The organism is Patulibacter ginsengiterrae (assembly GCF_056269115.1).
In genome coordinates this window covers 99,488-122,310 of sequence record NZ_JBWDOG010000012.1, presented here as the reverse complement: position 1 = coordinate 122,310, position 22,823 = coordinate 99,488, and the positions used below count along the sequence as shown (strand labels likewise).

At 71.5% G+C, this 22,823-nt stretch carries 21 protein-coding genes; 4 read left to right on the top strand and 17 right to left on the bottom strand.

The genetic code is table 11. From position 1 onward, the window contains the following. Positions 1-168 precede the first annotated feature (168 nt). Positions 169-1,149, top strand: a complete 981-nt coding sequence (locus ACVUH9_RS15960; RefSeq protein ID WP_475758629.1) for an NAD-dependent epimerase/dehydratase family protein — start codon at positions 169-171, stop codon at positions 1,147-1,149. A 7-nt stretch (positions 1,150-1,156) separates the two neighbouring features. On the opposite strand, the gene ACVUH9_RS15955 is transcribed toward ACVUH9_RS15960, so the two are convergent. Next, positions 1,157-2,773: an FAD-dependent thymidylate synthase gene (locus ACVUH9_RS15955; protein WP_475758627.1), complete on the bottom strand. Its 1,617-nt coding sequence runs from the start codon at positions 2,771-2,773 to the stop codon at positions 1,157-1,159. Positions 2,774-3,128: 355 nt separating this feature from the next. Between ACVUH9_RS15955 and ACVUH9_RS15950 the strand changes: the two genes are divergently transcribed. Then, positions 3,129-3,674, top strand: a complete 546-nt coding sequence (locus tag ACVUH9_RS15950) for a hypothetical protein (RefSeq protein WP_475758625.1) — start codon at positions 3,129-3,131, stop codon at positions 3,672-3,674. Positions 3,675-3,721: 47 nt separating this feature from the next. On the opposite strand, the gene ACVUH9_RS15945 is transcribed toward ACVUH9_RS15950, so the two are convergent. The 14 genes from ACVUH9_RS15945 to ACVUH9_RS15880 all read right to left on the bottom strand — a co-directional run bounded on the left by ACVUH9_RS15945 (position 3,722) and on the right by ACVUH9_RS15880 (position 19,350). Further along, positions 3,722-5,254 (bottom strand): NADH-quinone oxidoreductase subunit N, encoded by a 1,533-nt coding sequence (locus ACVUH9_RS15945; protein ID WP_475758624.1) that lies wholly within the window; start codon positions 5,252-5,254, stop codon positions 3,722-3,724. Continuing rightward, on the bottom strand, positions 5,251-6,969 hold the full coding sequence (locus ACVUH9_RS15940) for a complex I subunit 4 family protein (protein ID WP_475758622.1): 1,719 nt from the start codon (positions 6,967-6,969) through the stop codon (positions 5,251-5,253). The genes ACVUH9_RS15945 and ACVUH9_RS15940 overlap by 4 nt, the downstream gene beginning before the upstream one ends. Before the next feature lie 4 nt (positions 6,970-6,973). Next, positions 6,974-9,007, bottom strand: coding sequence for an NADH-quinone oxidoreductase subunit L (gene nuoL / locus ACVUH9_RS15935; protein WP_475758620.1), 2,034 nt, complete (start codon positions 9,005-9,007; stop codon positions 6,974-6,976). Beyond that, positions 9,004-9,303 (bottom strand): NADH-quinone oxidoreductase subunit NuoK, encoded by a 300-nt coding sequence (gene nuoK / locus ACVUH9_RS15930; protein ID WP_475758618.1) that lies wholly within the window; start codon positions 9,301-9,303, stop codon positions 9,004-9,006. The genes nuoL and nuoK overlap by 4 nt, the downstream gene beginning before the upstream one ends. Further along, the gene (locus tag ACVUH9_RS15925; RefSeq protein WP_475758616.1) at positions 9,300-9,989 is read right to left on the bottom strand and encodes an NADH-quinone oxidoreductase subunit J family protein; all 690 of its coding nucleotides are present in this window, start codon (positions 9,987-9,989) and stop codon (positions 9,300-9,302) included. The genes nuoK and ACVUH9_RS15925 overlap by 4 nt, the downstream gene beginning before the upstream one ends. Before the next feature lie 3 nt (positions 9,990-9,992). Further along, positions 9,993-10,526 carry an NADH-quinone oxidoreductase subunit NuoI gene (nuoI, locus tag ACVUH9_RS15920; protein ID WP_475758614.1) on the bottom strand — a complete coding sequence of 178 codons (534 nt, stop codon included), beginning with the start codon at positions 10,524-10,526 and terminating at the stop codon, positions 9,993-9,995. 21 nt (positions 10,527-10,547) lie between these two features. Next, positions 10,548-11,600, bottom strand: a complete 1,053-nt coding sequence (gene nuoH, locus ACVUH9_RS15915) for an NADH-quinone oxidoreductase subunit NuoH (protein ID WP_475758612.1) — start codon at positions 11,598-11,600, stop codon at positions 10,548-10,550. Continuing rightward, positions 11,597-14,125 (bottom strand): NADH-quinone oxidoreductase subunit NuoG, encoded by a 2,529-nt coding sequence (gene nuoG, locus ACVUH9_RS15910; protein ID WP_475758610.1) that lies wholly within the window; start codon positions 14,123-14,125, stop codon positions 11,597-11,599. The genes nuoH and nuoG overlap by 4 nt, the downstream gene beginning before the upstream one ends. Next, the gene (gene nuoF / locus ACVUH9_RS15905) at positions 14,125-15,456 is read right to left on the bottom strand and encodes an NADH-quinone oxidoreductase subunit NuoF (RefSeq protein WP_475758608.1); all 1,332 of its coding nucleotides are present in this window, start codon (positions 15,454-15,456) and stop codon (positions 14,125-14,127) included. Before nuoF ends, nuoG begins: the two co-directional genes overlap by 1 nt. Beyond that, complete coding sequence (locus ACVUH9_RS15900; protein ID WP_475758606.1) at positions 15,453-16,319, bottom strand: NADH-quinone oxidoreductase subunit NuoE family protein; 867 nt, start codon at positions 16,317-16,319, stop codon at positions 15,453-15,455. The genes nuoF and ACVUH9_RS15900 overlap by 4 nt, the downstream gene beginning before the upstream one ends. Next, the gene (gene nuoD / locus ACVUH9_RS15895; protein ID WP_475758663.1) at positions 16,316-17,581 is read right to left on the bottom strand and encodes an NADH dehydrogenase (quinone) subunit D; all 1,266 of its coding nucleotides are present in this window, start codon (positions 17,579-17,581) and stop codon (positions 16,316-16,318) included. Before nuoD ends, ACVUH9_RS15900 begins: the two co-directional genes overlap by 4 nt. Positions 17,582-17,796: 215 nt before the next feature. Then, entirely contained in the window at positions 17,797-18,306 is a 510-nt protein-coding gene (locus ACVUH9_RS15890; protein WP_475758604.1) for an NADH-quinone oxidoreductase subunit C, read from the bottom strand. Next, a complete protein-coding gene (locus ACVUH9_RS15885; RefSeq protein ID WP_475758602.1) occupies positions 18,299-19,027 on the bottom strand; it encodes an NADH-quinone oxidoreductase subunit B in 729 nt (242 codons plus the stop codon). The genes ACVUH9_RS15890 and ACVUH9_RS15885 overlap by 8 nt, the downstream gene beginning before the upstream one ends. Further along, a complete protein-coding gene (locus ACVUH9_RS15880) occupies positions 19,018-19,350 on the bottom strand; it encodes an NADH-quinone oxidoreductase subunit A (protein ID WP_475758600.1) in 333 nt (110 codons plus the stop codon). Before ACVUH9_RS15880 ends, ACVUH9_RS15885 begins: the two co-directional genes overlap by 10 nt. A 223-nt stretch (positions 19,351-19,573) precedes the next feature. Here ACVUH9_RS15880 and ACVUH9_RS15875 point away from each other — a divergent pair, with 223 nt between their 5' ends. Then, complete coding sequence (locus tag ACVUH9_RS15875; RefSeq protein ID WP_475758598.1) at positions 19,574-20,026, top strand: hypothetical protein; 453 nt, start codon at positions 19,574-19,576, stop codon at positions 20,024-20,026. Between the two features lie 129 nt (positions 20,027-20,155). Here the strand turns inward: ACVUH9_RS15875 and ACVUH9_RS15870 are convergent, their stop codons facing one another. After that, positions 20,156-20,665, bottom strand: a complete 510-nt coding sequence (locus ACVUH9_RS15870) for a flavin reductase family protein (RefSeq protein WP_475758596.1) — start codon at positions 20,663-20,665, stop codon at positions 20,156-20,158. A gap of 625 nt (positions 20,666-21,290) precedes the next feature. On the opposite strand from ACVUH9_RS15870, the gene ACVUH9_RS15865 reads away from it, so the two are divergent. After that, positions 21,291-21,773 (top strand): c-type cytochrome, encoded by a 483-nt coding sequence (locus ACVUH9_RS15865; protein ID WP_475758594.1) that lies wholly within the window; start codon positions 21,291-21,293, stop codon positions 21,771-21,773. 129 nt (positions 21,774-21,902) lie between these two features. On the opposite strand, the gene ACVUH9_RS15860 is transcribed toward ACVUH9_RS15865, so the two are convergent. Next, positions 21,903-22,673 (bottom strand): TrmH family RNA methyltransferase, encoded by a 771-nt coding sequence (locus ACVUH9_RS15860; RefSeq protein WP_475758592.1) that lies wholly within the window; start codon positions 22,671-22,673, stop codon positions 21,903-21,905. Between the last annotated feature and the right edge of the window lie 150 nt (positions 22,674-22,823).

Below are 22,823 nucleotides of genomic sequence, written 5' to 3'. Positions count from 1 at the left end.
GACGGGACCGCGGCGGTCGTTCCGGAGCCGCGCGCCACCGGTGCTCCGAGGCCCCGTCCGGGGGTCGCCAGATACAGCGTCCCCGTGCCGTGGGGCTCCGGCCGGCGGAGCAACGCGACCCGAGATTCTCACCCAGAGCGCCCGCACACGGCCAGTAGGGTCTGCGCCATGACCACCGACGGTCCTCGCCACACGCTGGTCACCGGTGGAGCCGGCTTCATCGGCTCCAACCTCGTCGACGCGCTGGTCGACGCGGGAGACCAGGTGACGGTGCTCGACGACCTCAGCACGGGCAACGCCCGCTCGCTCGAGGGAGCGATCGCGCGCGGCGCCGAGCTGATCGAGGCCGACATCCGCGAGCCCGGCGCCCTCGACGCCGCGTTCGCCGCGGCCCGACCGGAGCGCGTCTTCCACCTCGCCGCCCAGATCGACGTGCGGCGCTCGGTCGAGGATCCGGCCCACGACGCGCTGGTCAACGTGGCCGGGACCGTCAACGTGCTCGAGACCGCCCACCGTCACGGCGTCCGGCGGGTGATCAACACCTCGACCGGCGGCGCGATCTACGGCCACGCCGACGAGATCCCGACCAGCGAGGGCGCGCCCGAGCGGCCAATGGCGGCGTACGGCACCAGCAAGCTCTGCGCCGAGCAGTACTGCGCCTGGTTCTCGCGACTGCACGGGCTCTCGACCGCGACGGTCCGGCTCGCCAACGTCTACGGCCCGCGGCAGGACCCGCTCGGCGAGGCCGGCGTCGTCGCGCTCTTCTGCGACAGCGCACTCGCCGGGAGCGTCCCGACGATCTACGGCGACGGCACCCAGACCCGCGACTTCGTCTTCGTCGGCGACGTCGTGCGCGCCCAGCTCGCCGCGGCCGGCGGCGAGCTGACCGGCGTCGTCAACGTCGGGACCGGCGTCGAGACGAGCGTGCTCGAGCTGGTCGACGCCGTCGCCGAGGCCGCCCGCTCGATCGGTGCCGGCGCCTGGCCCGCGCCGCAGCTGGCCCCGGCCCGGGCGGGCGAGATCGACCGCTCCTGCCTCTCCGGCGAGCGGGCCGCGCGCGAGCTGGGCTTCCGGCCGGAGACCCCGCTCGTCGACGGCCTGGCGCGGACGCTCGAGTGGGTCCGCTCGACGCGCGCCGCGACCGCCTGAGCGGCGGCTACTGCCCGCCGCTGCGCCGCTCGGTCCGCATCTCGCTGAGGATCCGCTCCAGCCGCGGCTCGGCGGTGGTGTCGACGTGGCGCATCGCCGCCGCGACCGTCGGGTGGACCTCGCCGATCAGGCGGTGCATCTCGTGGGCGACGGCGCGGTACGAGGGGTGCCCCTCGCGGCCGGAGCGCAGCTCGATCAGCTGCATCGCCGCCCGCGCGTTGAGGTCCATCGAGTAGCGGATCCGGTAGCCGAGGCAGACCGCGTAGGCGGCCTCCTTCGGACGGCCGGCGTCGTTGAGCACCGACCACGCCTGCGCCGACCGCTCGAGCGCCCGCCGGTAGTCGTCCCCGCCCCCGGCCTGCTCGACCTCGTCCGGGACCTCGGCGCCGAGCTCCGGTGTCAGCGTCTGCCACTGGATCGTCAGCATCCGGTGACGCTGGAGATCGCGGAAGGCGCCGTAGTCGCTGGTGATCTCGAACCGGTACCGGAGCCGCTCGAGGCCGCGGCCCGGACGGTGACGGCGGTTCTCGCGCAGGCCGACGAGGTCCGCGAGCAGCGCACCCCGGTCGGCCGTCGAGAGCCCGGCGACGGCCCGTCGTGCCTCGCCCTCGCCGACCGCGGTGGCCTCGAACAGGAGCCCGGCCAGCAGGTCGTCCTCGTCGCCGTCGACGTGGACCAGCCGGACCGCCGAGTGGGCCTCCTCGGCCGCGCGCGCACCCGCCGTGGCCTGATCGAGGCCGAGCCGGGCGGCCCAGCGGTCGGCGGCCTGCTCGCGCTCCTGGAGGTACTCGATCCAGCGGCCGCCGCGGTCGGGCCGCTCGACCCGGCTGACGAAGCTCGGCGTGACCGCCTGGACCGCGTCGAGGATCCAGCGGCCGTACTGCCGGGCCTCGGGCAGCGGATGCGCCAGCAGGTGCAGGATCAGCTGCTCGTAGGTCTGGCCGGAGGCGTAGATCCCGACGTGGCTGAGGGTCGACGCCGGCAGCAGCCCGCGCAGCAGGTCCAGCGCCTTCGCCCGGATCGCGCGGTCGTGCGCGGCGGGCGGCGTGCCCTCGGGGGCCGGGTAGCGCTCCGCGCACCAGGCGGTGACCCGCGGCAGCAGGTCGGCGTAGATCCGGAACAGCTCGTCCATCGCCTCCTGGTAGCCGGGCCCGAGCGCCGGGTCGCGGTAGTAGCGGTAGCCGCTGACGCCGTCGGCCCCGGTGATCGGCTTGTCGTACGCGATGTAGCGCGTCGACTGCTCGAGGTAGGCCCCGATCCGCGGCCGCTGGAGGATCTTCGTGAGGACGTTCGAGCACCACTCGGCGGCGACGTGGATCCCGCCGAGCTGGGCGATCGAGTCGTCACCGAAGCCGAGGAAGATCCGGTCGTAGAGGTCCGCCGCCCGCGCCCCCTCGCTGCCGTCCCAGGCCGGGGCGTCGCGCCCGGCGTCGAGCGACTCGGCGAACTCGTCGAGGAACAGGCGTCGGATCGTGCCGGGGTAGCGGCTGTAGCGGGCGAAGAGGGCGCCCTTGACCGTCTCGGGCAGGTTCACGAGCCCGAACACGGGCCTCGTGGGGTGCGTGACGTGTGGCGCCAGGCGGGCCAGTTCGGCGGTGGTCAGGTCGTCGACGGGGTACTGCACGGACAGGGCACCGTACCGGTCCGGCCGGTCGGCGCGGACGCCGATCGCGTCGGCGCGGTCGCCCGGAGCGCACCGCCTGCTCCCCCGGCCACACACCGGCTCCGCCCTCGCGCACACAACGGAGCCCGTCCCGCCGGACGGGCTCCGTTCCCCCCTCTCCCCCGTCGCGGCGCGGACGGGCGTGGACGAAGACGTTCGTCTTCGAGGGGGGAGAACCCGGCTCCGGCCCGACTACCAGGTGACGGCACGTGACCGGGGCGGCAGATCCCGGCCCCGTACCCACCGATGAACCCACAACCACGACCGAAACGCTCCCCCGGCTTCGTGTCTTCCACCTCCACGTACGGAACGACTCATGACCGACCCTGACCGACCTGTCACGACGACCGACGACATCCACCCCGAACCGGCCCCCGTGCCGGATGTCCGCGCCGAGCTCGAGCGACTCCGTCAGCTGAGCGACGCGATCACCGCAGCCGCGGCCCAGATCGACGCCCAGCGGCGCACGATCGAGCGGATGCTCGCCGCCGCCGAGCCCGACGCACGGGCGCGGCCGGAGAGCATCCCTGCCGCACGTCAGGCGGCCCCGCTCGCGCCGCCGCCCGCGACCCACCCTGGAGCCCTCCGGGGCCCGATTCGCGCGCGGAGGCGGGCGCACCCCGCCCACATGGCCGAACGGGCCGCCACGGACCCCCAGCGCGTGACCGAGCCGCCGTCCCCGGCCGAGGTCGCGCCCGACAGCGAGGCCGCGCTCGAGACTGCGCGACTGGTCGCGCTCTCGATGGCCGCCTCCGGCAGCAGCCGGGGCGAGATCGCCCGGCACCTGCGCAGCGAGCGTGGGATCCGCGACACCACGCGGATCACCGACTACGTCTTCGGCCGGCCCTCCGACCAGGACTGAACCCGACGCGGTGCCGGCCACCAACGGCCGGCACCCCGCCGCTCCCGCTAGAACAGGTGCGGCAGCGCCCGGTTGATCGCCTCGACGGCGTCCATCAGCGGCCCCGGCACCACGCCGAGGACCACGATCGCGGCGCCCGCCACGACCGCGACGATCGTCGCCGGCAGACGCGCCGTCTCGGTCGCCTGGGGCGCACGGCCGGCCAGCGCCTCGGGCACGTCGGACGTGTCGACCGGCTCGTCGACCGCCACGCCGGGCTCCTCGGCCCAGACCCGCGCCACGACCCGCAGGTAGTAGACGAACGAGATCATCGAGCCGACGACCAGCACGATCGTCAGCCAGGTGTAGCCGCCGTCGACGCCGGCCTGCACGATCCGCAGCTTGGCCACGAAGCCGATCGTCGCGGGCACGCCCGCGAGACCGAGCATCGCCAGCGTCAGCGCAACCGCGTGAAGCGGCCGCCGGCGGCCGAGGCCGACGAGGCCACCGCTGCCGTCGTTGCCGGTCTCGCGCTCGGCGGCGTCGACGACCGCGAAGGCGGCCGCCGTCATCACGATGTAGGCGAGCACGTAGAAGACCGTCGCCTGGGCGCCGAGCTGGGTGCCGACGACGATGCCGACCAGCATGTAGCCGGCCTGGGCGACCGACGAGAACGCCAGCAGGCGCTTCATCGAGGTCTGGCCGAGCGCGCCGACGTTGCCGACGATCATCGCGATCGCCGCCAGCGCCGCCAGCGCCGGGCCCCAGACGTCCGCCGTGCCGATCAGGGCGACGTCGAACAGCCGGATGAACGCGATCATGATCGCGACCTTCGTGGCGGTCGCCATGAAGGCGGTGACCGGCGTCGGCGCGCCTTCGTAGACGTCCGGCGTCCACTGGTGGAACGGGGCGACCGAGGCCTTGAAGGCCATGCCGACGATCACCATCGCGACGCCGCCGAGCAGCAGCGGGTCGCCCGAGAGGTCCTTGGCGCTGATCGCCTCGGCGATCGCGGCGTAGTCCGTGACCCCGGTCGCGCCGAAGATCAGCGCGAAGCCGTAGAGCAGCGTCGCCGAGCCGACCGAGCCGACGATCAGGTACTTCATGCCCGCCTCGAGCGACCGCCGACGGTAGAGCTCGGTGGCGGCGAGGACGTACAGCGGGATCGAGAGCAGCTCGAGCCCGAGGAAGGTGGTGATCAGGTTCTGGGCGCCCGCGAAGATCGCCATCCCGGCGGCCGCGACGAGCAGCATCGCGTGGTACTCGCCGTGGGCGGCCTCACGCGGGGCGGTCGCCTTGACCGACAGCAGCACGGCGGCGACGCCGGAAGCGGCGACGCCGATCGTGCCGAACAGCGCCAGCGGGTCGAGCGCGAGGGCGCCCGACATCAGGCTCCCCTGCTCGTCCCACTGCCAGATCGAGAGGCCGATCGCGGCCGCGAAGGCGATGATGCTCAGGACCGGGACGACCGTCTCGCGCGCCACCCGGGCGCGGAGCAGGCCGACCATCAGCACGACGACCGCGCCGACGAACAGGGCCAGGACCGGCGACAGGCCGGCCCAGTCGATGTGTGGGGCCTTCACGGCGGCCAAGGCGCTCATCGGCCGGCTCCCTGGGTCTGGGCGGAGGGGTCGACGGGCTGGCCCGTCGCGGGATCGACCTCGACGGTCTGCCCGCTCGCGGGGTCGGACGGGGCGGAGGCCCCGTCGGGCGTGACCGGCTGGCCGGTGGTCGGATCGATCGCGACGTCACCTGCCGGCGCGCCGGGCTGCTGCTCGGCCGCACCGGGGCGCTTGCCGATCGTCTCGGCCGCCATCTTCAGCGCGGCGTCCTGGTCGACGACGAGCGCCGCCGGCATCACCGAGCGCAGGGTGGCGCGGTCGGCGGCGTGGATCGTCTGCTGCGGGTGGACGGCGAGCGCCACGATCAGCAGCACCGGCACCGCCAGCAGGGCCAGCTCGGCGCGGCGCGGCTCGCGCGACTCGACCTGCGGGCCGACGCGGTTGTGCGTCGAGCGGATGAAGAGCCGCAGCGCGTAGACCGCCGCCAGCGCGATGCCCAGCGAGGCGACGACCGCGAGTGCGACCGACGAGCCCTCCCAGGTTCCGCGCAGGATCAGGAACTCACCGACGAAGTTGGCGGTGCCCGGCATCGCCAGGACCGCGTAGGTGATGATCACGAAGAAGATCGCGAAGATCGGGGCGCGCGTGGCGAACCCGCCCATGTCGCGGAGGTCCTCCGAGCCACCGGCCCGGTTGGCCAGGATCGCGACCGCGAGGAAGGCGCCGAAGACGGCGACCCCGTGGTTGACCGACTGCAGCAGCGCGCCGCTGGCACCGTCGGTCCGGAGGCTGAAGATGCCGAGGGTGATGAAGCCGAGCTGGGCGATCGACGAGTACCCGAGCACGAGCCGGGCGTTGGTCGTCGTCAGCGCGATCGACGAGGCGTAGAGGATCGAGATCACGGCCACGATCAGCACGACCCAGCGCAGGTCGGCGACGCCGTGCGGCAGCAGCGGCAGCGCGATCTGGAGGAAGCCGTAGGCGGCGACCTTGCTGAGCACGCCGCTGAAGACGGCGAGGATCGGCAGCGGCATCGCCTTGTAGCCGTCGGCCATCCAGCCGTGGATCGGGAAGGCCGGCATCTTGACCAGGAAGGCCGCGGCGAAGCAGGCGAAGATCCAGCCCTGGCTGCCCTCGGGCACGCCACGGGCGGCGATCTCCTGGATCGAGAAGCTGACCGACTCACCGCTCGGCGTGGCCAGCACGCCGACGGCGATCGCCGCCACCAGCATCAGCAGCGAGCCGACGAGGGTGTAGACGACCATCTTGATGACGGCCGGGATCTTGTCGCCGTTCCCGAACTGCGCCGTCAGGAAGAAGAACGGGATCAGCATCAGGTCGAAGAAGGCCACGAACAGGATCAGGTCCTGCGCGAGCAGCGCTCCGATGACCGCGGTCTGGGCGACGCCCAGGTGGAAGAACAGCTGGCCGGCGCGCTCGTTGGTCCCGAGCTTGGTGACCGCCGTCCAGATCGCCGTGAACGCGAAGCCGACGGTGGTCAGCAGCACGAGCCAGACGTTGAGCCCGGTCAGCGCCAGCTCGTAGCGGACGCCGAGGGCGCCGATCCAGTCGGCGTTGGTGACGTGCTGGAGCGCGGCGCCGGAGGCGTCGAAGTCGAGCACGTAGACGACCGAGAGGGCCAGCGCGAGCAGCGCGCCGGCGACCCCGACCCAGCGAGCGACGCGCGCCGGGGCCAACAGCCCGACGAGGCCGAAGGCCAGGGGGATCCAGAGCAGTATCGACAGGTGGTACATCAGCCTAGCTCTGGATCAGGACGTAGATGATCAGGACGGCGAGGCCACTCAACATGACCGCCGAGTAGGACCGGAGATAGCCGGACTGGAGTCGTCGGACCAGTGCCGAGGCGCCGCGGACGGCCCCCGTCGTGCCGCCGACGATCGCCCCGCCGACGATCAGCCGCTCGAACCCGTCCTGTGCCGCGCGCCCGAGCGTCTTGCTCGGCCGCACGATCAGGAAGTCGATCAGCTCGTCGAAGTACCACTTGTTCAGGAACAGGCGGTGGAGCGCGGAGAACCGCTCCTGGAAGCGCCGCGCGATCGGCGACGACACCTCACCGGCGGGCACGACCGGGCGCGCCCAGATCAGGTAGGCGGCGTAGATCCCGGCCACGCCGACGACGCTGCCGAGCACCAGCCCGAGGATCGTGATCCCGCTGCCGGCCACGTGCTGCGGGGCCGCGTCGGCGAAGACCGGCTCGAGGAAGTGCTCGAGCGGCATCACGACGTGCGGGATGCCGAGCAGCCCGCCGAAGATCGCCAGCAGCGCCAGCGTGCCCATCGCGATCCGCATCGCGGGAGCGCGCTCGGCGATGTGGTGCTCAGGGCCGGGGAAGCCGACGCCGGTGTCCTCGACCTCGCCGGTCGCGGGGTTGCGGTGCTCGGCCGGGTGGTGCAGGTGACCGCCCTCGAGCTCCTTGGCCTCGTCGCACGGCTGGCCCCAGAAGGCCCGGAAGATCATCCGCCAGGTGTAGACGGCGGTCAGGAAGGCGCCGATGTAGCCACCCGCCCAGAGGATCCAGTGCCAGCCGCCCTGGTCGGCGACGCTGGCCAGGATCTCGTCCTTGGAGAAGAAGCCGGAGAACGGCGGGACCCCGGCGAGCGCGAGACCGCCGACCACGAACGCGACGTAGGTGAACGGCATCGCCTTCTTGAAGCCGCGCATCTTGTCGAGCGACTGCTCGCCGCCCATCGCGGCGATCACCGAACCGGCGGCCATGAACAGCAGCGCCTTGAAGAAGGCGTGGGTCACGAGGTGGAACATGCCCGCCACGTAGGCCCCGGCCGAGACGCCCATGATCATGTAGCCGATCTGGGACATCGTCGAGTACGCGATCACGCGCTTGAGGTCGGTCTGGACCAGCCCGATCGTGCCGGCCACCAGCAACGTCAGCAGGCCGATGATCGCGCCGACCGCCATCGCCGTCGGCGACAGCTGCATCAGCGGGTGCAGGCGGGCGATCAGGTAGACGCCGGCCGTGACCATCGTCGCCGCGTGGATCAGCGAGGAGACCGGGGTCGGGCCCTCCATCGCGTCCGGCAGCCAGGTGTGGAGCGGCAGCTGCGCCGACTTGGCGAAGGCGCCGACCATGATCAGCAGCAGCGCGACCGTCAGCGAGGTGTCGCCCTTGGGGAAGACGTCCTTGGCGACGTGGAAGGTCTCGAGGAAGTCGACGGTGCCCGTGTGCCGGAGCAGCAGGATCACGCCGAGCACGAGCCCGATGTCGCCGACGACGTTGATCACGAACGCCTTGAGGCCGGCCGTGGTCGCCGACGTCCGCCGGTACCAGAAGCTGATCAGCATGTAGCTGGCCGCGCCGACCAGGCCCCAGCCGATGATCAGGATCACGAAGTTGCCGGCCAGGACCAGCAGCAGCATCGAGAAGACGAAGAAGTTCAGGTACGCGAAGAACCGCGTGTACCCGGCGTCGCCGCGCATGTAGGCCAGCGAGTACAGGTGGATCAGCGTCGAGACGCCGGTCACCATCAGCAGCATGATCAGCGAGAGCGGATCGACCAGGATCTGGAGCTTGACGTCGACCCCGCCGACCGAGGCGTAGTCGTAGAGCGACGAGGAGATCTGGCGGGTCCCCTCCCCGTGACGGCCGAGGGTGCTGATCAGCGCGACGACCGAGAAGACGAACGCGAGACCGACGGAGGCGGTGCCGATGATCCCGGCCGTGACTCCGCGCCAGAGGCGGAAGCCGAGGCCGAGCAGGACGGCGCCGAAGAGGGGCAGGGCCAGGACGACCCAGCCGGCAGCGGTGGGACTCATCCGTGAAGCTCCCGGAGCTCATCGACGTCGACGGCGACGCGGTTGCGGTACAGGGCGACGACGATCCCGAGGCCGACCGTGACCTCGGCCGCGGCGACGACCATCACGACGAGCGCGAAGACGTGGCCCTCGGTCGCGCCGTGCATGCGGGCGAAGGCGATGATCGCGAGGTTGCCCGCGTTGAGCATCAGCTCGAGGCTGACGAGGACCAGCAGCGGGTTGCGACGGGTGATCACGCCGCCCGCGCCGATCGCGAAGATGATGGCGGAGACCGCCACGAACCAGCCGGTACTCATCGGTCGTCCTCCTCGGAGTCCTCGCGACTGGAAGGCGCGCCGGCTCCGGTCGACGGGGTGGTCCGGACGCGGTGCGCGCCCAGGACCGGGTTGATCGCGCCGACGCCCTCGCGCATCGAGCCGGTCCCCTCCGGGGCCAGCAGGTCGAGCGCGGAGACCATCCGCTCCTCGCCGGGCAGCACGCCACCGCGGCGGCGGGCCAGCACGACCGCACCGACGGCGGCGACCAGCAGCAGGAACGAGGCGGCCTCGAACGGCAGCAGGAAGCGGGTCAGCAGCAGCTCGCCGATCGCGGCGGGCGACCCGAAGTCGGAGCCGATCTTGGCCCCGTCCGAGTCGAGCCCCTGCAGACCGGTGCCGAGCACGGCGATCCCGACCGTCAGCGCCAGCGTCAGGCCGATCGCGTACGCGAACCACTTGAGCTTGGGCGCGGGCCCGCCCTGCGGGTCGGTCGTGCCGCCCACGTAGGCGTTGACGAAGACGTACAGCACCATCACGGCGCCGACGTAGACCATCACCTGCACCACCGCCACGAACTGGGCGTAGAGCAGCAGGAACAGGACCGCCAGCGACAGCAGGTGGACGACCAGCGCCAGCACCGCGTAGAACGGGCTGCGTAGGACGACCACGCCGAGCGCGGCGACGATCGCCAGGATCCCGGCGACGAAGAAGAGAAGCTCGCTCATCGACTACTCGCCCTCCGCCCGCAACGGCGTCCGGACCGGCGGCTCCTGGAGCAGCATCTCCTTGGTGAAGATCAGGTCCGAGCGGTTGTAGTCCGCCAGCTCGAAGTCGTGGCCCATCGTGATCGCGTCGAACGGGCAGGCGATCTCGCAGTAGCCGCAGAAGATGCAGCGGCTCATGTTGATCTCGTAGACCGCCGCGTACCGCTCACCGCCGGAGACCCGGTTGTCGGGCGTGTTCTCGGCGGCGACGACGCGGATGCAGTCGGCCGGGCAGGCGGCGGCGCAGAGCGAGCAGCCGACGCACTTCTCGAGACCGGTGTCCTCGAACTTGTGCAGGCGGTGACGCCCGCGGAACCGGGGGTAGACCGGGGTCTTCTCCTCCGGGTACTGGACGGTCTTCGTGCCTTCGACCACGCGACCGAACGTCGTCTTCAGGCCGCGCAGGGTCTCGCCGAAGACGCGGTACGCGCCACCGAGCCCGCCGGGCTCGGGGCCGCGCTGCACTTCGACGATGTCGCTTCCGGGATTCCAGGGCATGAGGGTGCTCCGTGGTCCGACTTAGAACGCCACGAGGACGATTGCGGTGATGAGGGCGTTGAGCGTCGCGAGCGGCAGGAGGATCTTCCAGCCGAAGGACATGAGCTGGTCGTAGCGCAGACGCGGGAGCGTGGCGCGGATCCAGATGATGATGGTGACGATGACGACGGTCTTGGCGAGGACCACGAACGGGTCGACCCAACCGGGTGCGTCGATCCCGAACGGCAGCAGCCAGCCGCCGAGGAACAGCGTCGAGAACATCGCACCGGCGATGATCAGGTGCACGTACTCCGCGACGTAGTACAGGGCGAAGCGTCCGCCGCCGTACTCGGTCATGAAGCCGGCGACCAGCTCCGAGTCGGCCTCGAGCAGGTCGAACGGGGTCCGGTTGATCTCGGCCAGGGTCGCGACGAAGAAGATGAACGCGCCCACGATCTGCGGGATCACGAACCACATCCCCTGCGATCCCTGGTGGTCGACGATCTCCGACAGCGAGAGGCTGCCGGCGCTCATCACGACGCCGAGCAGGGCCAGGCCCTGCGCGGCCTCGTACGAGATCAGCTGGGCGGCCCCGCGCATCGCGCCGAGGAACGAGTACTTCGACGCCGACGACCAACCGCCGAGCAGGATCCCGTAGGAGCCGACCGCGCTGAAGGCGAAGAACAGCAGCAGGGCGATGTCGGAGTCGAGGCCGTAGAGCCCGACCTTCGTGCCGAGGATGTCCTGCGGCTCGCCACTGAACGGGATCAGCATGAAGACCGTCAGCGCCGCGACCATCGAGATCAGCGGCGAGAGGATGAACAGCCAGCCGATCGCCCCGCGCGGCTTGAACTGCTCCTTGAAGAGCAGCTTGCCGATGTCCGCCATCGGCTGGAGGGTGCCGAACGGGCCGACGCGGTTCGGGCCTGGCCGCTGCTGGAAGCGACCGAGCATCTTGCGCTCGTAGAGCAGCGCGACCGGGACCAGCGAGAAGCCGATCACGAAGATGATCAGGGTCTTCAGGAGCTGGACCCACCAGGGCTCGTAGAAGTCGATGGTGGCGACCGGCGCCACCAGACCACTCACCAAGTTCATGCGCCCACCAGCTCGACGGTGACCAACGATGCTCCGGGGGCGTCCGGATCGGTGAGCGCGGACGCGCTCTGCGATCCGAGCCCCGTCTCCAGGAAGACGCTGCCCCGCGGCGCGGCGGCGCGCAGGTGCGCGATCGCCTCGACCGTGGTCCCGTCGCCGCCGGCCTGGACCCGCACGCGCTGGCCGTGGCGGATGCCCCGCTCCTGCGCGTCCTCGGGGTTCAGCTCGGCGCGCTGCTTCGGCGCGAGGAACTTCAGCGCCGGAGCGTTGACGACCTCGGGCGAGGCCCAGACGGACCGGAAGCTGCCCAGGCGCAGGGCGCCGTTGGGCGACGCCGCCGCGAGCGGGGCCTCGAGCGAGAACGGGCCGCTGTCCCCGGCCGGGAACGAGGCCGCGGCCTCGCGCTCCTGCCAACGGACGCCGAAGCCACCGATCTCGTCGTGGGTGATCCCGGCGTAGAACGGGACCGCCTCGGCCAGCTCGGAGGTGACCATCATCGAGGTCAGCGCCGTCGAGCGGCCGCCGAGGGCGGAGATCAGCTGCGCCAGCACCTGCCAGGTCGGCTGGGTGTCGGCCGGACGGCCGACCGCCGGGCGGAGCCGCTGGAGGCGACCGTCGGGATGCGTGATGGTGCCCTCCTTCTCGGCGCCGGCCTCGGCGGGGAAGACGACGGTCGCGTGGTCGCGAACGCCCTCGGTCAGGAACGACGCGTGGGCGACGACCGCCCCGGCACGCCGCAGCGCCTGCTCCCAGAGACCACGGTCGGCGAAGCTGCTGACCGGGTCGGTGTGGACGAGGTGGAGCGTGGTCAGCTCGCCGGCGATCGCCGCGTGGGCGATCTCACGGCTGCTGCGCCCGACCCGCGCCGGCTCGCTGAAGCCGGGGCCGACGTTCGGCAGCACGCCGATCTCGCGCAGACCACGGCCGTTGGCCCCGGCCGGCACCTGCAGCAGGCCCGCGCCGACGCGGCCGTCGAGCAGCCCGAGGCGCCCGGAGGCCTTCAGCAGCGCGCGGGCGGCGTTGTCGCCGGTGCCCGCTGCGTCGGTCGGGGACGGCTGGCCGTGCGTGAGGCGCTCACCCCACACGACGACGACGTCCTCGCCGGCCTCGCGCAGCAAGCGGCCGAGGGCCTCGACCTGCTGCTGATCGGCCCCGGCCGCGCGGCTGAGACCACCGACGTCGCCGACGCCGCCGATCGCGGCGTCGAGCGCGCAGACGAACGCCTCCCCCGCGCCCGGCGCGAACCGGACCGAGATCTCGGCGTTGGAGTCGAGGCTCGACGGACGGCTGGTGGCGACGGCGAGCCGGACGCCGTTGCGCCGGACGCCCTTGCGCAGGCGCAGGTCGAGCACCGGCATGTCGTCGATCGGCTCGGTGTCGAGCACGAGCACGGCGTGCGCCCACTCGAGGTCGGTGACCGTCGCCTGGGCCTCGGGCGCGTCGAGCGCGGCCTGGATCCCGGGCGAGAGCATGCCGGCCTGGCGGCTGTCGAGGTCGCGGCTGTCGAGGACCTCGGTCATCAGGCGCCGCAGCAGCCAGCCCTCCTCGTTGGAGGTGGCCCCGCCGGCGAGCGCGCCGACCTTGCCGGAGGCGTTCCCGAGGACCCGCGCGGCCTCGGCCAGCGCGCGATCCCAGCTGACGGGGACGAGCTCGTCGCCGTCGCGCAGCAGCGGCTGCGTGACGCGCGCGTCGACGTAGTTGGACTGGTAGGCGAAGCGCCCGCGGTCGCAGAGCCAGCCGTCGTCGACGGCGTCGTTCTGGCGGCTGAGCACGCGCACGACGCGGTCGTCGCGCACGGTGTAGCTGACGTTGCACTGCCCGGGGCAGAGGTTGCAGACCGAGCCGGACTGCTCGATGTCCCACGGACGCGCGCGGAAGCGGTACGCCTGGCTGGTCAGCGCGCCGACCGGGCAGAGCTCGATGATGTTGCCGCTGAACGGGGCGACGTACGGGTGGCCGTCGAAGGTCCCGACGAAGGTGTCGGCGCCACGCTCGTTGAGGATCAGCTGGTAGTCCTCGGTGACCTCCTGCGAGAACCGCACGCAGCGGTAGCAGAGGATGCAGCGCTCGCGGTCGATCGCGACCAGCGGGCTCAGCTCGACCGGCTTCTGGAAGTGCCGCTTGGGCTCCACGAAGCGGGTCTCGCCGCGGCCCCAGCCGAACGAGATGTCCTGGAGCGGGCACTCGCCGCCCTTGTCGCAGACGGGGCAGTCGAGCGGATGGTTGAGGAGCAGGAACTCCACGACCGACTCCTGCGCGGCCTTGACGCGGTCGCTCTCGGTGTTGACGACCATGCCGTCGCGGACCGGCGTCGAGCACGCGGTCTGGAGCTTCGGGATGCCCTCGACCTCGACGAGGCACATCCGGCAGGCGCCGACCGGCTGCCCGAGCTTCGGCTCGTAGCAGAAGACCGGGATGTCGACGTCGCCGAACTTGGCCGCGTCGGCGAGCATCATGCCCGCCGGGGCCTCGATCTCGCGGCCGTCGACGGTGAAGTTGATCTGTTCGAGTTCGGGGCGGGGCATTAGTGGTGCGACGCCGATGCGCCGATTCCCTCCAGAACGGGTTCCGTCGCGTCGAGCTCGGCCAGCAGTCGAGCCTCGGTCGCGATCCGCGCCCGCTCGATGTGGTCCTCGAAGTGGGGACGGAACTTGGTGACCATCGACGCGACCGGCATCGCCATCGCGTCGCCCAGCACGCACAGGCAGTTGCCCATGATCTGCTCGCAGACCGAGTTGATGACGTCGAGATCCATCGGCGTGGCCTCGCCCGCCTGGATCCGCTTGAGCATCTTCGTCGTCCAGCTCGTGCCCTCACGGCACGGCGTGCACTTGCCGCAGCTCTCGTGCTTGTAGAAGCTGGCGGTCTTGACCGCGACGTCGACGACCGAGTTCGAGTCGTCGACGACGATGATCGCGCCGGAGCCGAGCATCGTGCCGGCGCCCGCAAGCGAGTCGTAGTCGTAGGGGACGTCGAGGTCGTCCTTGGTCAGGACCGGCGACGAGCTGCCGCCCGGGAACCAGAGCAGGACCTCGCGGTCGTCCTCGATCCCCCCGGCCAGGCCGTAGATGATGTCGCGCCCGGTCATGCCGAGCTCGATCTCGTAGTTGCCCGGCCGCTTGACGTTGCCGGAGACGGAGATCAGCTTGGTGCCGGAGGACTTCTCGACACCCATCTTGAAGTAGGCCTCGGGCCCGACCCGCATGATGTACGAGATCGCGGTCAGGGTCTCGACGTTGTTGATCAGCGTCGGCCCCTGGTAGAGGCCCTGGTTGGCCGGGAACGGCGGCTTCAGGCGCGGGTTGCCCCGGCGGCCCTCGAGCGCGTCGAGCAGCCCGGTCTCCTCACCGCAGATGTAGGCGCCCGCACCGCGGTGGACCCACATGTCCAGCTCGACGCCGCGACCCATCACGTTCGGCCCGATCAGCCCGGCCTGCTTGGCCTCGGCGATCGCGGCCTCGAGGATCTCGGCCTGCTGGACGTACTCGCCGCGGATGAAGATGAACGCCTTGTTGGCGCCGACCGCGTACGCGGCGATGATCATGCCCTCGATCAGCGAGTGCGGGTTCTTCTGGATCAGCTCGCGATCCTTGAAGGTGCCCGGCTCCGACTCGTCCGCGTTGCAGACGAGGTACTTGTCCATCTTCCCCTGGGGGATGAAGGAAGCCTTGAGGCCGGTCGGGAAGCCTGCCCCACCACGGCCGCGCAGGCCGGAGTCCTTGAGCGACGCGATGATCGAGTCGCGGGCCATCGCCAGCGCCTGCTCGGCCATCTGGTACCCGCCGCGACGACGGTAGACCTCGAGTGTGTCGAGGCCGGGCTCGTCGATGTTCTCGAAGAGGAGCTTGCTGGTCATGCCGCGGACCCTCCCGTCCGTCCGGGGTGGCCGGGAGCCGACTCCCGGTGGGTCGGGACGGCCTCGACCGGCCCGATGGTTCCCGTCTCGATCGACGCGCGCACGACGTCGTCGGTGTTGGCCGTCGCGTCGGCGACGCGACGACGGACCAGCTGCTTGTCCGGCAGCGGGTCGCCACCGTCGCGGATCTGGCCGGCGAGCGTCGGGATCTCGTCGTCGGCGACCGGGCCGACGTAGGTGCCGTTGACCGAGCACATCGGCGCGATGTCGCAGGCACCGAGGCACTCGAAGCCGCGGATGTTGACGTCCGCGTCGTCGCCCAGCTCGTCCTTCAGCGCCGCGAGCAGCTCGTCGCCGCCGCGGAGCGAGCAGGAGATGTTGGTACAGACATAGACCGTCTGCCGACCGACCGGCTTCGCCTCCAGCATGTCGTAGAAGCCGACGACCGCCGTCAGGTAGGCGGGCGTCAGCTGCATCACGCAGGCGACCTGCTCGACGGCCTCGGGCGAGCACCAGCCGTGCACCCGCTGGGCCGCGGCGAGCGCCGGGATCGCCGCCGACTTCGGGTCCGGGTAGCGGGACATGAAGTCCTCGATCTCCGCCCGCAGCTCGGCGGGAACCGCCACCTGGGCGGGGTCGGGGACGCTCGACGGATCCTTCGTCAGGTCGGTCGCCTCGCGCCAGCCGGGCGCGCGCGAACCGTTGGGGAAGCGATGGACCTCGTGCTCGAAGAGCGTCGCGTCGTCGGTCGCCTCGGGGACCGCCGGACGGGCGGCGAACGGCCGCCGGACGAGGTCGCGGACGGGACGGCGACGTTGCTGGTCGCGCTCGAGCGGACCGAGCGGATCGCGGCGAATGCTCATCGGTCGATACCCCCGAGCAGCGGGTCGAGACAGGCGAGGGTGGCGATCAGGTCGGCGACGTACTCGCCGCGCGCCATGTCGCCCAGGGCCTGCAGGTTGACGAACGAGGGGTCGCGCATGTGCACGCGGGCGGGCTTGCTCGAACCGTCGGAGCGGACGAAGCAGCCGAGCTCGCCGCGCGGGCCCTCGATCCCGTAGTACGCCTCGCCGGCCGGGACGCGCATGCCCTCGGTGACGAGCTTGAAGTGGTGGATCAGCGCCTCCATCGAGGTCGCCAGCTCGTGGCGCGGCGGCAGCGCGATCTTCCGGTCCTCGGTGATGAACGGTCCCTCGGGGAGCCCGTCGATCGCCTGCTGGATGATCTTGACCGACTCGCGCATCTCGGCGATGCGGACGAGGTAGCGGTCGTAGTTGTCGCCGTTGGTGCCGACGGGGATCTTGAAGTCGAAGTCCTCGTACGACGAGTACGGCATCGCCTTGCGCAGGTCCCACGGCACGCCCGCCGCCCGCAGCAGCGGACCGGTGACGCCCTTGGCCTGGAGCTCCTCGGCGCTCGCCACGCCGACGTGGCGCAGGCGCTGGAGGATGATCTCGTTGCGCGTCAGCATCGCCTCGTACTGGTCGAGACGCCGCGGCATCTCCTCCAGGAAGCGGCGCAGCTTGACGTCCCAGCCGGCCGGGATGTCCTCGATGACCCCGCCGATCTGGAAGTAGCGCGTGTGCACGCGCTGCCCCGACGAGTACTCGAAGAGGTCGAGGATCGTGTCGCGCTCGCGGAAGCCGTACCAGAGGATCGACATCGCGCCGAGGTCGAGCATCGTCGTCCCGAGCCACACGAGGTGGCTCATGATCCGGTTGAGCTCGAGGTGGATGACGCGCAGGTACTGGGCGCGCTTGGGGACCTCGACCTCGAGCAGGTCCTCGACCGACCCGCAGTAGGCCATGGCGTTGAAGTAGTACGCCAGGTAGTCCATCCGCTCGACGACGGGGATGACCTTCCAGTAGGCCTTGTCCTCGGCCGTCTTCTCGATGCCCGTGTGCAGGTAGCCGATGATCGGCTTGACGTCGCGGACGACCTCGCCCTCGAGCGTGGTCAGCAGCCGCAGGACCCCGTGCGTGGCCGGGTGGTGCGGCCCCATGTTGATCGTCAGCAGCTCGGTCTCGTCACGCGTGGTGACGGTGCCCAGCTGGTTGGAGAAGTCGATCGTGTCCTCGCCGGCGCGGTAGCCGGTGCTCGGACCGGGACGCTCGGCGGTGGTCACGCCGGCGGCCGGCGGCTCGCTGGTCGCGGTGCGATCGTCGCTGCGGCGGAGCGGCTCGTCGGGCGGGCTCTGGAGCCCGGCCGCGTACTCGGCGCCGCGCTGGCGCTCGCGCTGGACGTCGGGACCGCCGACGCCCTCGTGCTCGCGGTGGGAGGGACCGGCGCCCGGCGTCTCGTCCGCGGGCCGACCCTCGTCGGGAGTGGAACGGTCGTCGCTCACTTCCACCACCCCGGGTTGCTCTCCTCGTTGCCGGTGAACAGCACCGGCTCGCCGCCGATCGGGAAGTCCCGCCGCTGCGGGTGCCCGATGTAGTCCTCCGGCAGCAGGATCCGCCGCATGTCCGGGTGGCCGTCGAAGACGACGCCGAACATGTCGAAGACCTCGCGCTCGTGGAAGTCCGCGGTCGGCCAGGTCGGGGTCACCGACGGCACCCGCAGGTCGTCCAGCGGGACGCGGACCTTGATGGTCAGACGCGCCTGGTGGGCGAAGGACAGCAGCTCGTAGACGACGCCGATCCGCGGCTCGTCCGGGTAGTAGTCGACGCCGTGGACCGACATCAGCATCCCGTAGCCCTCACCGCGAAGACGCTCGAGCGTCTCGACCACGGTGTCCGGGCGGACCTGGATCTCGGCCCGGCGGGCGGTGCGGACGGTCGCGAGGACCACGCCCTCGCCCTGCGCCGCGACCGTACCGGCCAGGCGCTCCAGCTCCTCGACCTCAAGCACCGGGACGCCCACCGGTCCGCGCGCGCTCGGCGGCCTCGGCGGCCCGCGTCTCCAGCTCGTCGAGCGACATGATGCCGCCGTTCTCCTCGGTCCCGTGGGCCCGGTAGCGGTCGCGCCAGCCCATCTCGGGGTCGTCCTGGATCATCCGGCGGAGCTTGAGGATCCCGTAGACGAGCGCCTCGGTCCGCGGCGGGCAGCCGGGGACGTGCACGTCGACCGGCATGAACTTGTCCGCGGGGACGATCGCGTAGTTGTTGAAGACGCCCATCGACGACGAGCAGGCGCCCATCGCGATCGAGTACTTCGGCTCGAGCATCTGGTCGTAGACGCGTCGGACGACCGGCGCCATCTTCATCGAGACGCGGCCGGCGAGGATGATCAGGTCGGCCTGGCGCGGGGTCCCGCGCATCGCCTCGCTGCCGAACCGCGAGATGTCCATCCGCGAGCCGACGAGGTTGATCATGTCGATCGAGCAGCACGCGAGCCCGAAGGTCAGCGGGAAGATCGAGTTGCCCTGCGCCCACTTGGCGGCCTTGTCGAGCGTCGTCGTGAGCACGCTCTGGTCGACCTGGTCCTGGACGGCCTGGCCGTCGAGGTCGCCGCGCAGGAGGTCGCGGGCACGGGCCTGGCGGGCGCGGAAGGCGTCCTTGTCGGCGGCGGTCAGCTCGGCGGAGGGCTCGGCGCCCTCGACCGGGTTCCTGCCGTGTCGGATTACTTCCATTCCAAGGCTCCTCGACGCCAGACGTAGATCAGCGCGATCAGCAGCAGGACGATGAAGACCGCCGTCTCGATCAGCGCGAAGGTGCCGAAGGCCTGCAGCTCGACCGCGATCGGGTAGAGGAACACGACCTCGATGTCGAACAGCAGGAACAGCATCGCGATCAGGTAGAAGCTGATCCCGAAGCGGAAGCCGTGCTGCACCTCGGAGGGCAGTCCGCACTCGTAGGCGTCCTCGTTGAACTCCGTAGGGCGGCGCTTGAAGCGCGGGCCTAGGAACGAGTTGGCAGCGACGAAGAGCGCACCGACGCCCGTCGACAGCAACACGAAGATCAAGATCGGCAGATAAGACCGCAGCACCGTTGTCTGTTCTATCAGTCCGGCACCCCGCCCAAGCGTGTCCTATTGCCCTAATTTTGCAGCGATTCGTGCCGGTTCACACGAACTTCTCGAAAGATCGTTGCAGGGCGCACGAGCGCCGGTGCGCGGTGCCACGAATGGCCCGTGCGGAGTGCCACGAGAGGGCCCTACGTGCGACCATCGAGCGCCGATGGCCACCGCCGCCCTGATCCTCTCCCTGCTCGTCGCCGCGGTCGCCCTGGCCAGCGGCCTCTGGGGCGTCTGGCTGTGGTGGCGATTCACCGCCGAGAACCGCTACTGGATCGCGATCCGCGCGACCCAGGTGGGCGCGCTGCTGCTCGCCATCCTGGCCGGGATCGTGTGGGTGGCAGGCGATCAGCCCGCCAGCTGGCTCTTCTGGCTCTACGCGCTGCTGCCGATCTGCGTCTCGATGGTCGCCGAGCAGCTGCGGATCGTGGCCGCCGAGCAGGTGCTCGAGCGGCGCGGCCTGGAGGGCTCGGCGCAGGTCGCCGAGCTCGACGCCGCCGGCCAGCGCGCGGTCGTGCGCGAGATCGTCCGGCGCGAGATCGGCCTGATGACGACCGCCGCGCTCGTGATCGCCTTCCTCGCGCTGCGCGTGACCGTCGAACGCGGCGGCCTCTGAGCGATCCGCCCGGCGAGACTGCGTAAACCCGCCGACCGGGGGGGGTCCGCGAAGGCCCGGCCTCGGCCCGGGTCAACCGATGGTCGGCTGAGCGTCGGCGTGGAGGGCCGAGTGTCGGTCCAGGCTTCCTCAGGCGTCCGCGCGGGCGGGTGCCTCCGGGAGCGGACCGAAGGCGCCCCGGTGGAAGAGCAGCGGCGGCCCGTCGGCGCCCTCGCCCGCGTCGACGACCCGCCCGATCCCGATCGTGTGGTCGCCGCCCGGGAGCAGCTCCTGGAGCTCGCAGACGACCCAGGCGGCAGCGTCGTCGACCACCGGCACGCCGTGATGCCAGCGGTGCAGGACCGCCGCCAGCTTGTCGGGGCCGGTCCGCTTGCTCGCGAAGACGCGGGCGACGTCCTCCTGCCCGGCGCGCAGGACGCTGACCGCGAAGGCGCCCGCGTGGCGGACGGCGGGCAGCGTTCGACTGTTGTTGTCGAAGCAGACCAGCAGCAGCGTCGGATCGAGCGAGAGCGAGCTGATCGCGTTGGTCGTCAGGCCCGCCGGGCCGTCCTCGCCGACGCAGGTCACCACAGCCACGCCGGTCGCGAACCGACCGATCACCTGCCGGAAGACCAGTGGGTCGAACGGTTCGTCGGCCATCGCCGACACGCTACCGACCGTCGCCCGGATTCCCCGCGACATCGAACACCCCCGGCACCGGCCAAATGGTTGCCGCCGTCGAAAGACCAGTCGCGGGCATCAAGTGCAGATGCGAGAGGGTCTTCGTGGCCAGTACCGGGGGCGCATCCGTTGTTCGCTCCCGCTCGGGCCACTCCTTCTCGCGATCGCGAACTTTCTCGATCGGCCGGCGACGGCGATCCGCCGCCGGCGGGGCGCAGCACCCATCGACCCGCCCGCGGCGGCACCGGCGGTGGGGCGTCGACCCCCTGCGTCGACCGCCGTCCCGGGGCCCGAGAACCGCGGACGGCCGTCGCCAATGCGGCCCACCCGCGCGTTGCGAACGCCGCTGAGTCTGATCGGGCGGCCGCGGCCGAACCGCACCGGGAACCGTCCCCCGTCCCAACCCGCTTCATCCCCCGTCCCCAGCCACCACGGCGCGGATCTAACCCCCCGCACCAGGTACATGGACGTTCGTCCGAGCGTTGGAGACGATCGCTTTCCGGGCCCGAAACCCCGCAGCAGGCGGCGTTTCTGCGGGGCGGCGAGAGGCCCAGCACGGTCGCGCGCCTCGACGACGGGGTCGTCGTCTAGGATTCCCCGCGATATGCAGCGTCGAACCGTCACGACCCTGGCTGCCCTGGCGGCGACCTTCGCCCTTGCCTCGTGCGGGTCCGAGTCGGTCCAAACCAGCATCGAGCACGGACCACTCAAGGGTGAGAAGGATCCAGTCGTGCTCCGCGGCGCCAACCTCTTCTCCGAGCGATGCGCCGGGTGCCACACCCTCGCGGCCGCCGGCACGCAGGGCGGCGCCAAGCCGGGCGCAAGGGGGATCAAGGACCGCGAGCGCACCGACGGCCCGGACTTCAACCTCCGCGCCGAGACCACCGGCTCCGTGCTCTACGCCCTTCGCAACGGTGGCTTCTCCGGCGCGATCATGCCGCAGAACATCGCCGTCGGCGAGGACGCCGACGCGATCGCCGCGTTCCTCTGCAAGTACTCCGGCCTGAAGGCCAAGGCGCCGGCCAGCCCGAACAAGATCACGCCGCCCGAAGAGCGTTGCAAGGAGACCGGGCCGCCCACCAGCTAGGCGCCCGCGACTCCGGTCGACCTCGGTCGGCCGGGGACGTCTCCCCGCCCCGTCGCCCCGCGGCGTCGGGCTCCCCCACCCGCCCGTTGCGTCCTCGCAGCGGGCGTTCTGCGTTCCGGGGCCCGGCGCTCAGCCGCGGCGGGCGATCTCGAAGGCGACCAGCGTCGTCGCGCAGGCCACGTTCAACGACTCGACCTCGCCCGGCATCGGCACCGCCACCCACGAGTGCGCGAAGGCGGCCGCCTCGGCCGACGCGCCGTCGTGCTCGCCGCCGACCAGGAAGACGATCCGGTCGGAGAGCGGCAGCTCCCACAGCGAGGTCGGCGCCCCCGCGTCGAGGCCGACGATCTGGAAGCCGGCGTCGGTCAGCTCGGAGAGCGCGCCGGGGGCGTCCGAGGTGCGCAGGATCGGCGAACGGAAGGCCGTCCCGGCCGACGCCTTGACGACCTGCGGGCCGATCGTGGCGGTGCCGCGCCGCGGCACCACGATCCCGTCGACCCCGGCCGCGGTCGCGGAGCGGATGATCAGCCCGAGGTTGCCGGGGGTGGTCACGCCGTCGACCAGCAGCAGCCGCTGCTTGCGGGCGGGATCGCGCTCCAGCTCGGCCAGGCGCTCGGTCAGCCCGGTCATCTCGGGCGCGATCACGTCGGCGACGACGCCCTGGTCCTGGCGCCCGTTGCCGGAGATCAGCGAGACGCGGTGGGCGGTCGTCTCGCGCAGCTCGACCCCGCGCTCGGTGGCCGACTTCTTGACCTCGCTGGTGACCGCACCGCCCATCTCGACGATCGTCACCCCGGCGACCTCGAGCTGCGGGTCGCGCAGCGCTTCGAGGACCGCGCGGCGGCCGTAGACGGTGATGCAGCGGTCACGCCGCTGGCGGGGATCGATCGGCGAGGCCATCGCGGGACAGGGTAGAGCCCGCGCGGGCCGCGGACCGCGCTCCCCGACGGGTTCGCCAGCGTCCGGGTCGCACGGACACCGCGGAGCGCCCGTCCGCGCACCGGAACGGACGCACCGCAGCCGGTGAATCCGTCCGTCGAACACCGCCAG